The sequence below is a fragment of the Okeania sp. genome, assembly GCF_983059655.1.
Window position 1 is genome coordinate 3672 of record NZ_CEZPJD010000112.1, and the last position, 11089, is coordinate 14760.

Below are 11089 nucleotides of genomic sequence, written 5' to 3' on the forward strand. Positions count from 1 at the left end.
TTTAAATATCCGTATTTCTGTAGATGTAGTGATTTAGCCTGGATGAAGGGAATAGGAAAGTCCCTAAATTCTAGATTTCATATCTAGTAATCTCAGATCTAGTTAACCTGACAGCGGTTTCCTTTGCTATGAGGTACAGTCCAATCTTCTTAAGTTTTTTACTTCTGCTTTAAAATCAGTGTACCTCAATTACATCGGAAAGTGCTGTATCAAAAAATTTAAAGATATAAAACAGTTTCAAACCTGTTCCAACCCAATCTGAAAAAATATAAAATATGTAAACGAAGGCACTTAGGCAGAGGACAGAAGAAACAATTGGTTGGGGTATTGTACCTCAACCAATTGTCGGTTTTATACCCTTGTTCCCTTCGGTCACAGGCACAGAGCGAGAGGAGAGGAATCAGAATTCCCTCCTGCCCTCTGCTTTTCCTGATAAAAACAAGTAAATCATCAATGGTAACTACAAAAAATATTCGTCGGAAATTTCGCAAAGTTCCAATATTTGAAAGAATAATGGCACTTTTAGCCCTAGTCAATTTTATTCTAGTGCTATTTAACATGAGCTATATTACCTTTCGTGATTTTTATTTTGAAAAAGTCCCAATACTCACAAAAAAATATGACTCTATTAAAGGAATTAAACCTAACAGAGATACAGAAAAATACTTAACTCACTTTCAAGATTTGAAAAATAACATTTCTCAAGGTGCTGATTCTTTAATAGTACAAGAAGAGTTAGCAAAATTACGGGCACTTAGTATAGAAATGATCGATCAAAATCCTTTTGAAGCTGCCAACAAAAGCGGCTCTCTAGAAAAAATAAAAAATCGAATCAGGGATAAAATTCCTAATCCAGAAGATTCTGCAAAAGAATCATTTATCACCTTCTGGAGTCAAGAATACTTAACAGAAAATGAATTGATTGAAGAACTAAAATGGTTTGAAACAGAAATTCAACCAATAATTGCTAAAAATTATTATCGTGGCATCGGTGAAAGTGGAGGATTCAATGATTATTTTGGCATAATTGACCTACCATTCATCATCATATTTGGTATTGAATTTCTAGCCAGAACATTTTTAATTAGTCGCCGTTATCCTAGCGTAAACTGGCCAGAAGCAACTCTATGGCGTTGGTATGACATTTTTTTACTATTACCATTTCTACAGATTTTACGGATAATTCCTGTAACAATTCGCCTCAATAATGCTCAAATTATAGACCTAGAAACAATCAGGGCACAAGCGAGTCGAGGTTTTCTTGCTTCCATTGCTCAAGAACTAACAGAAGTAGTAATAATGCAAGTAATTAATCAGGTGCAAAAAGATGTCAAAACTGGGGAATTAGCAAAGCAAATATTTTCCTCTCAAGAAAAAACTTATATCGATCTAAATAACATTAATGAAATTGAAGCGATCGCTACGAGATTAGTACAAGTAACTGTTTGCAAAGTCATACCTCAATTACAACCAGATATAGAAGTTCTAATCCGTTACAATGTAGAGAAAATAGTTGAAGAATCACCAGCTTTTCAGAGATTTCAGCAAATACCAGGAGTAGAAAACTTAGCAAATCAACTATCAGAAAGATTAGTCCAAGAATTATCAAATCTTGCTACTGAAGGACCCCAAAATGCTTATGAAACAATTAAAATAGCAATGGCAGATCCAGTAGGAACAAAATTATCTAACCAGCTAGTTCAAAACTTCGGTAAAGTACTAAGTACAGAATTACAACAAGAGAACACATTAGAAGAACTTCAATCCTTAGTATCAGCCTTTCTCGAAGAAGTAAAAATTAATTATGTGATGCGAATGAGTGACGAAGATATCGAAAAAATTTTAGAACAAACCAGACAACTACAGCTTAAAGCTAGTAAATCTCAAAATAATATCAGCTAATACCGCTTCACGGAAGTAAAAAGTAAAAAATAAGATTTAATAGACATCTCCAGAAAAGAGGGAACAGGGAACACCGGAACAGGGAACAGGGAATAATAATTGATAATTTATGGATAAGAATTGATTTTATTTTTAATTTTTGGAGATGTCTAATAGATAGAAAACTTTGACTTCAGGCAGAGCTACTGATAGGGTAGCTCCGAACTTAGGAGGCTAACTGATAATTGAAATGAAATCCTTAAAAGTGAAATGGTAATGATAGAAAAAGTCAACTTGCCGATCAATAAAAAATATGATATAAATAACTACTAATAGTTTAATAGACTTAATAAGTAGGGACAACGTATCCCAATTATCAGCTTGTAAAATGAATAATTGAAAGGTATTATAACTCTTACAAGAATTAGAATTAAAAGTTAACAAAGCAGTTGTTGCAACTACCAAAAAATTGAGTTTAAAGCCTCACCCTTCTAGGGCGACTTTTTATTGAATTTGCAAGTGAATTGAATATTATGATAAAGTTATCAGATATGTGATAAAGTTTTATTAGTTGCCGGGGGGCACGCCTCCTCCGGAGGAGCTATGCTAACGGAAACTCTAAAGGGACGTAGAGGCAAGCATAAGACTACTGTCAAAGTAGCAGCAGCCTAAAAAGCGTTAACCCGCCAAAGAGTTACGGCTCAGTAGGAATCTCCGTGTCTTTAGACCGTAGAAGGTGTCAAAAGGCATAATGTAAAGAAAGCTTCTGTCTAAGCAAAATTTGTATAATCCGTAAAGGATTTAAGTTAATGTTAACAACTGTTAACGGGGAGTGGGTGAAGCCCACTTTTTTTGTTGCATTAGTCCTATGAGTCATCCATTAATACCACAAATCATCAAATTTGCTACCCCTATTGCCGAGTCCCTAGGATTGGAATTAGTAGCAGCAGTATTTCATACAAATCAGCATCCTCCAGTGCTGCGTTTGGACATTCGGAACCTTCATCAAGACACAGGTTTAGATGATTGTGAACGGATGAGCCATGCCATGGAAGAATCACTAGATGCAGCAAATATTATTTCTGAACCATATCTACTAGAAATATCCAGTCCAGGTATTTCTAAATTTCTGGATAATGATCGAGATTTTATTGCCTTTAAAGGGTTTAACGTAATTGTTAATACTTCCGAACCATATAAAGGTAAAAATCAGTGGACAGGACAACTGGTTGGTCGCGATCCAACAGCAATTTACATTAACCAAAAAGGACGACAAGTGACTATTCCACGCTCTCTAACTATGACTGTTGAATTACAAGAAGGAAAGTAATTAAATGACACTAGAAAATATTAAAGAACAAATATTAACTAAGGTCTGAAATTGATTTTTTGATTGCTCGTCAGGCTTAAATATCAACAACCAAAATAAACAACTAAAAAGAATTTCAAATTCCCATAGTTTCATAAATGAATATCAAGTCAAAGATAACACTCTATACTTGTCCCTCTTTACTTGTTGTTTAAATTCTCAAAGTTTAAGCTCTCGAAAAAACAAAAAATACTTCACTTGAATACCCAAATTATTAATATCCTAAATGCTGCTACGCGGAAGTTAAAAGCGAGTGCTAATTAGCGAGGTTTCCTACGGCACTTTTAAAGTACGGAAATGGTTCCGCACATAGCCCCTCCAGAATGTAAGACGCAAATTTGACAGCCAAAAGTATTGATTTGTAATTGTTTTAGGATTTTGTAACCAGTTATTTCCGCCATCCTGCACTAATCTTAACAAGGATGAAAAAACTCGCCTCGAAGCACAAAAATTTAGAAAAATAGAGGATAAAAAATTATGTCAATGGTCAACTTGCCTGGACTTAAAGATATGATCGAAGGTATTAGTAAAGAGCGCAATTTACCAAAACAAGCAGTTCAAGCTGCTTTACGCGAAGCTTTGCTAAAAGGATATGAACGCTACCGACGTACTCAACGTCTAGATGGAATTCATTTCACAGATGACTACTTTGACAACTTTGAAGTAGAGTTGGATGTAGAAGAAGAAGGATTTCGAGTATTGGCCACTAAAACCATTGTTGAAGAAGTGACCAATCAAGACCACCACATAGCTCTGCAAGAAGTTATAAAAGTAGCTCCAGAGGCACAATTAAATGATGCAGTATTCTTAGATGTCACACCAGAGCAAAATGAATTTGGTCGTATGGCTGCTATCCAGACCAAACAAGTATTAGCTCAAAAACTACGGGATCAGCAGCGCAAGATGATTCAAGAAGAATTTCAAGATTTAGAAGGCGAAGTTCTTCAAGCCAAAGTCCTAAGATTTGAAAGACAATCAATTATCTTATCTGCAAATAGTGGTTTTGGTAGGCCAGAAGTAGAAGCTGAACTACCTAAGCGAGAACAATTACCCAACGATAACTACCGTGCTAATGCCACATTCAAAGTTTATCTCAAGCGAGTATGTGAAGGCTCAACTCGTGGGCCTCAATTACTTGTATCTAGGGCTGATGCTGGTTTAGTGGTTTATTTATTTGCCAACGAAGTCCCAGAAATTGAAGATGAGATAGTGAGAATTGTAGCAGTAGCCAGGGAAGCAAATCCGCCATCCCGATATGTTGGCCCTCGGACTAAAATTGCAGTTGATACTCTAGAAAGAGATGTAGATCCTGTTGGAGCATGCATTGGCGCTAGGGGATCGAGAATTCAGGTAGTTGTGAATGAACTAAGGGGAGAAAAAATAGATGTGATTCGCTGGTCTCCAGATCCTGCAACTTATATTGCCAATTCCCTTAGTCCAGCTAGAGTAGACGAAGTTCGTTTAATAGATCCAGAGGAAAGGAGGGCACATATTTTGGTATCGGAGGATCAACTTAGTTTGGCTATAGGTAAGGAAGGACAAAATGTACGTCTGGCCGCTCGCCTCACTGGCTGGAAAATTGATATTAAGGACACTGATAAATACGATCATGCTGAAGAAGATAGCAAAATTGCAGTTGAAGTTTCTCATCGGCAAGCATTAGCTGAACAAGAAGAAGCTGAACAAGCATTAGCTGAACAAGAGGAAGCTGAACAAGAAGAAAATGATGCTGAGGAGTTAGAGTTAGAGAATACAGATTTTGAAGATTCAGATAATTATTCTGAAGTTGATGAAACTGAATATCCTGTGGAATTAACTTAGATATTTTAGATATTAAAGTTGATCATTTCAGAGATAGAGTTAATTATTTACAATCAAAGTCATATTAGAGCTTTTAAGTACAATGTCATTTCACTTAGCCTCTGGAAAAACTTTCCTATAGTTATGCTGCGCAAACGTTAATACTTAAAAGTATCTCTTGCAATAGGGAGGCAAGAAAATACTGAATTTTCTTCTCTCTTAGTCAATTGGATATGGCACAATTTGCTTCAGTTAAGGATTTTTTTTGGCAGTTCTGTCATTTTAATACTACTCTAGTGGTTCCAGACTTTATGAGTTTTGGTCTTATCTCAACTTTAGAGGAAACCTGCTATGGAATGCTATGGGTTTGCTGCTCTTTCCATATTGGCAATAAGCTTGAGCTACTCTGTAATAGGCTAGTTGTTAACGTTTGCGGTAGCATTCCGTTAGCGCAGCTTCTCCCTAGGAGATAGAAAAGTTATGTGAAGCGAAAATGACCACTTTTTATTACCTCTAAAGAAGAGAATTTTGACCTAGTTTTGGCTAACTCTTAAGTAAAAGTATTAGGGAAAATCATAGATAATATTACTTGATATTTGCCAATTTATTCTGAACAGAATCAAAAGTAATTGAATAAAGTTCTAATCAAACAAAAAGTTAAAATGAAGCCAAATTACCGTCGGTGTATTAGTTGTAAAAAACTTGCTCCCAAAGAAGATTTTTGGCGAGTTGTTCGTCTTAAAAAATCTTCTACCATTAGATTAGATCGAGGAGAAGGACGTTCAGCTTACATTTGTCCACAAACAGAATGTTTTCAAATTGCTCGTAAAAAAAATAAATTAGGCCGTTCACTTAAAACTTATGTATCACCAGAAATATATCAAGCATTGTGGCAGAGATTGAAAAATTCTTCATCCAAAAATACAAAGGATGATGGCTGAAAATACTTCAACAAACAGTTGTACAGTAGAATAAAATAATATTTACATAATTCACAAATGAACTGTAAATTACTAAATAAATTGAATATCACAATTAATTTTGTCTATCTTCTCTAGCAGTTAGATATTTTATATAGCAATATGATTTGAGTTGTGAGATATTGGAAACTTTTAGGGAACAGGGAACACCGGAGCTGGGAACAGAGAAGAAGAAAAAAACGTATCATATGAATATCATAATTGATATATTCCATACTTTTAAGGAACACCTCAATTCTCACAACTGATTCCTGATTACTATATCTGTCATTAATATAGACCTAATAAGTTACTAAGCTGTAGTGCATTTTAATTTTAGATAACTGAATCCCTTGTAAAACAGTATGCCTGTTTTCAAATTAAATGAAAAGCTTAAGACAGCATTCAGACTGCATAAAAATTATAAATCCTGCTAGAATAGATACTCTAAGGACAATAAATGTCTTAGGAAACTTAAATTCTGATTGAATTCAACATAGTATATAAAAGTCAAACCCTTGACTGAAGTACCATAAAGATTTTTATGTATAAAAAATAACAAACTCAAACTGGAGGAATAAATACAATTGCCTGAAACTTAAACTTAATTATGTATAATTTTCAACCCATAACAAAAAATCGGGTCTAGTTAATAAATGGAGCAATTATACTTTCAGCCAACTAATCTGAAATATTCATTTCTCCAATCTAAATAATCATCGGTTTTAACTAAAATATCAACTTAATCGAGACATTAGCTAAACAGTTCATAAACTCAAAGCAGTAAAAATAAAAAAAAAGCATTTAAGTAGCTAAACTGAGCCTAAAGCTAGTATGATTGTAGTGTAGTCTTTAAATAAACATTATGACAATGTAAAACTATAGACTTGTAAAGAGAGGGTAGAGTGGATGAACAACGGAAAAGTAAGAATTTACGAATTATCAAAGGAATTGAATTTGGATAACAAAGATATATTAGCAGTTTGTGAACAACTTAACATATCTGTGAAGAGTCACAGTAGTACTATTACAGAAGCAGAAGCAGAACTAATCCGCAAAAAAGCAGAAAGCTTACCCCACTCTCCCAGTAGGTCTTCTGTTCCCGAAAAAAGCAACTCTCAAAATCAAGAGTCAACTTCTAATCATAACGAGGGTAAGAAACAGCAGATATTAGAAATACGCAAACCCAAACCCAAACCCTTAGAAGAAAGATCTAAATCTAAACAAAAAAATCAAAACCAAAACCAGAATAATAAAGTTCAATTAGTGGCAACTCCTCCAAAACCTCCAGCACCAGAAACATTAGACCGGCAAACTAAGCATATCGGTAAACCAAGGCCAAATATGTCCCTCAAGCTAGAGGGAGAGCAAGGTCAATCTGTATCAGAAGTAGATAAAAAATCTACAGATGTAGCTCTGAATGCATCATTAAAAAATACAGTTGAAACGGAAGTCCCCCAGTTAGTAGCACCACCTGTAAGACCAGCACCTCCTAGCATAAATCGAAATCTACAAAGTACACCCACAACAAAGCCTAATCAAAAAAATAAGAAAACAAAGCAGGAAGCTAAAAAAAGAAGAGAAGAAAAGCCTTCTCAGAAGAGAGAAGAAAAACCCTCTCAAAAGCCTGCAATTGTTAATAAAAAAGAAAACAAAGATACTTCTCAAACAACAAAAAGTATAAAAGCAACTATTTCAGGCAATGAAACTGTAAGTCCGTCAAAGCAAAAACATCGAGATAGACCTACAGTTAAATCAAAGCCAGTTCAAGAATTACAAAAACCTCAGCTTGCACCAAAACCAAAACTAAAAACATCATTTGATTCTTCTGTAAAAGATAAAGATACAGATATTGATTTAGATATAACAGAAGAAAAAGAACCAGAAGAAAAAATAATAGAATTAGACTATAATAATGAGCTAGAAAAACCAAGACGAAAAATAATCTCTCCAACTAAGCCTTCATCATCAAAATTAAAGAAAGGTCCAACTTGGGAAGAAGAAGAAGAAGATCCAAGCGAAATTGCTCAGAAAAATGCCAAAGCTAGTGCAAAAGCAAAACGTCTTCGTCCTAAACCACTCCTAGAAGAAGATGATGAAGATTTAGAAGAAATTTTAAGTAAGCCAGAACCAGTAACAATGAGCTTATCTTTAGCTCGCCCACCAAAACCAAATAGTAGTTCTGGCAAAACTAAATCTAATTCTGGTAATAGCACTCCCAGCATCAAAAAGAGGCCTAGTGCACCACAGCAAACTGTCAAGTCTGAAATTGCTGAACAAAATAAGTCTGTTGAAGCTCAACCGGTAGAAAAGCTAGTAATTAATTCAAGCATGACAGTTCAAGAATTAGCAAAAGCTTTGGCAGTGGCAGAAACAGAGATTATTAAAAGACTATTTATCAAAGGCATCGCAGTCAATATTACAGAAAGCTTAGATATTGCCACCATAGAAATGGTTGCAGAAGAAGAAGGAATTCCTGTAGAAGCCCAAGAAGAACAGTCAGCAGCGAAGAAAACTACTGAAATGCTGGAAGATGCTGACCTAGAAAAGCTTCAACGTCGTCCTCCAGTAGTAACAATCATGGGGCACGTCGATCATGGAAAAACCAGTCTTCTAGACTCAATACGTGCCACTAAAGTAGCAGCAGGAGAAGCAGGTGGTATTACTCAACATATTGGAGCCTATCATGTTGATGTTGAACATGAAGGTCAGATGCAACAAGTAGTATTCTTAGATACTCCTGGTCACGAAGCTTTCACTGCTATGCGAGCAAGAGGAACAAGAGTTACAGATGTCGCAGTGCTAGTTGTGGCAGCAGATGATGGTGTACAACCACAAACCATAGAAGCTATCAGTCATGCGAAAGCTGCGGGAGTACCACTGATAGTAGCAATAAACAAAGTTGATAAAGAAGAAGCTAACCCAGATCGTGTGAAGCAAGAATTGATGGAACATGGCTTAGTTCCTGAAGAATGGGGTGGTGACGCTATTATGGTTCCAGTTAGCGCGCTCCAGAAACAGAATCTGGATAGTTTACTAGAAATGATTTTGTTAGTGTCGGAAGTAGAAGACTTACAAGCTAACCCAGAACGTTTGGCCAAAGGCACGATAATTGAAGCTCATTTAGATAAAGCTAGAGGTCCAGTAGCTAGTTTGTTAGTGCAAAATGGGACTTTGAAAGTGGGAGATATTGTAGTTGCTGGTTCTGCCTACGGAAAAGTGCGGGCAATGATTGACGACCGAGGCAACCGGGTAGAAAAAGCAAGTCCATCTTTTGCGGTAGAAGTTCTTGGTCTCAGAGATGTGCCTCAAGCTGGTGATGAGTTTGATGTGTTTGAATATGAAAAAGATGCTTCATCAATTGCTACAGATAGAGCAGATGCTAAAAGAGAATCTCGTATTATGCGTAGAACGACTCTTGGGGCTGTTTCAGCTCGTGCCCAAGCAGGAGATCTTAAGGAACTAAACTTGATACTAAAAGCAGATGTTCAAGGTTCTCTTGAGGCTATTGTTGCAGCTCTGCGACAACTACCTCAAAATGAAGTGCAACTAAGGCTATTATTCTCTGGAGCGGGAGAAGTTACAGAAACAGATATTGACTTAGCAGCGGCTAGTGAAGCTGTAATTATTGGCTTTAATACAACGATGGCATCAGGAGCACGTCAAGCAGCGGATGCTGCGGGAGTAGATGTACGAGAATACAACGTCATATACAAACTCTTGGATGATATTCAAGGAGCAATGGAAGGTCTATTAGATCCTGAGCTAGTAGAGGAGCCATTAGGTGAAGTAGAAGTGCGTGCTGTGTTTAATATTAATCGTGGCGCTGTTGCAGGTTGTTATGTACTTTCTGGCAAAGTTATCCGTAACTGTAAGGTAAGAGTACGTCGTAAAGGAGAAGTTATTCACCAAGGTGTACTGGACTCGTTAAGGCGTATTAAGGATGATGTCAAAGAAGTCAATGCAGGTTATGAATGTGGCATTAGCTTAGACAACTTTAGTTCCTGGGCTGAAGGTGATATAGTTGAAGGCTATCAAATGGTAACTAAGCGTCGGAAACTTTCAGTGTAAAAGACTGAGAAAGTGTAGTCAAATAAATATTTAGATAGGGTGGGGTGTGAAGCTAATTACAGATGGCACTACCTCATAGTGTGAGGCGTAAAATTGTTCGCAAGGCAGAACGGAGTTCTATTGTAATTCCACAAATGGTAATTGTGCCGTCATACACCCTACTTAATCTTTCGTTTATATAACAGCTTCAGATTGTCAGGCAAAAGCAATATTACCTGAATGTAGCAACTTAAATTTTTAGCAGGTTCAGTTATATCAAGTCACATTAGACATTTCCAATAGTCAAAAATAAAATCAATTATCGTACAGAAATCATCAATTATTTCTCCCTACTCCCTACTCCCTCATTTCTGGAGATGTTTATTAATTAAATTGTATATAGGGAATTTGTATCAAATATTCGTATGTCTGAAAAAAAGCAGTTTTTGTTACAGTTTTTTTTAATGAGAGATGCAGTTTATAACAAATAATTTGAGAAAGTAGGTAGGTATTAAAACTGCCTATACTTAATGTTTGAATAAATTTAAAAATGATATCTAAAAGTCAAGATTTGATGACATATGTAGTCCTATACTAATACCTAGTTTGTGGATAGTGAGTTATCTTTAAAGAAGTAGAAGCTAAAAATCTCAGCAACTTTATCACTAACTTAGGTAAGTATTATGAATAAATTTAATGTCTCCTCTTGGAATAATAATTCAGCCAAAGTAATTACAAAAAATGAATCAGAATCTAGAATGTGGGATAGCTTGAAGCAAGCGATCGCTGTAAGTTCAGGTTTTCAGAGATGGCAATTAGAGCGTAAGATTAATGAAGGTCAGCAGCCAAATCTATCCTTAGATCGGCAAGTTAGTATTTATTTACGGGAAACTCTAGAAACACTAGCTTATTAATAACAGTAGTTTATATTACAAATCTTCTTGTTCGTTTTTTACCGAAAAATCGTGGGTATGCGCCTCCCCTTTTAAGGGGATAAAAAGCGGTCGTTTGCTTTGCAACGCTGGCGCGA

At 35.8% G+C, this 11089-nt stretch carries 6 protein-coding genes; all 6 read left to right on the forward strand.

Annotated features, from left to right (window positions below):
• Positions 1 to 453 precede the first annotated feature (453 nt).
• The 6 genes from AC3DU7_RS09170 (at position 454) to AC3DU7_RS09195 (ending at position 10973) form a co-directional block, all read left to right on the forward strand.
• Positions 454 to 1902, forward strand: coding sequence for a hypothetical protein (locus AC3DU7_RS09170; protein ID WP_488039044.1), 1449 nt, complete (start codon positions 454 to 456; stop codon positions 1900 to 1902).
• Positions 1903 to 2749: 847 nt separating this feature from the next.
• A complete protein-coding gene (rimP, locus tag AC3DU7_RS09175) occupies positions 2750 to 3211 on the forward strand; it encodes a ribosome maturation factor RimP (RefSeq protein WP_488039045.1) in 462 nt (153 codons plus the stop codon).
• Between the two features lie 516 nt (positions 3212 to 3727).
• Positions 3728 to 5071 (forward strand): transcription termination factor NusA, encoded by a 1344-nt coding sequence (gene nusA / locus AC3DU7_RS09180; protein WP_488039046.1) that lies wholly within the window; start codon positions 3728 to 3730, stop codon positions 5069 to 5071.
• A gap of 641 nt (positions 5072 to 5712) precedes the next feature.
• Positions 5713 to 5991, forward strand: coding sequence for a YlxR family protein (locus tag AC3DU7_RS09185; RefSeq protein WP_488039047.1), 279 nt, complete (start codon positions 5713 to 5715; stop codon positions 5989 to 5991).
• Between the two features lie 927 nt (positions 5992 to 6918).
• Complete coding sequence (gene infB / locus AC3DU7_RS09190) at positions 6919 to 10080, forward strand: translation initiation factor IF-2 (RefSeq protein ID WP_488039048.1); 3162 nt, start codon at positions 6919 to 6921, stop codon at positions 10078 to 10080.
• A gap of 662 nt (positions 10081 to 10742) precedes the next feature.
• Positions 10743 to 10973, forward strand: a complete 231-nt coding sequence (locus AC3DU7_RS09195) for a hypothetical protein (protein ID WP_488039049.1) — start codon at positions 10743 to 10745, stop codon at positions 10971 to 10973.
• Positions 10974 to 11089: the final 116 nt, after the last annotated feature.

Coding starts and splice junctions, on each gene's coding strand:
- AC3DU7_RS09170 (WP_488039044.1), top strand. CDS start 454: ATGGTAACTACAAAAAATATTCGTCGGAAATTTCGCAAAGTTCCAATA.
- rimP (WP_488039045.1), top strand. CDS start 2,750: ATGAGTCATCCATTAATACCACAAATCATCAAATTTGCTACCCCTATT.
- nusA (WP_488039046.1), top strand. CDS start 3,728: ATGTCAATGGTCAACTTGCCTGGACTTAAAGATATGATCGAAGGTATT.
- AC3DU7_RS09185 (WP_488039047.1), top strand. CDS start 5,713: ATGAAGCCAAATTACCGTCGGTGTATTAGTTGTAAAAAACTTGCTCCC.
- infB (WP_488039048.1), top strand. CDS start 6,919: ATGAACAACGGAAAAGTAAGAATTTACGAATTATCAAAGGAATTGAAT.
- AC3DU7_RS09195 (WP_488039049.1), top strand. CDS start 10,743: ATGAATAAATTTAATGTCTCCTCTTGGAATAATAATTCAGCCAAAGTA.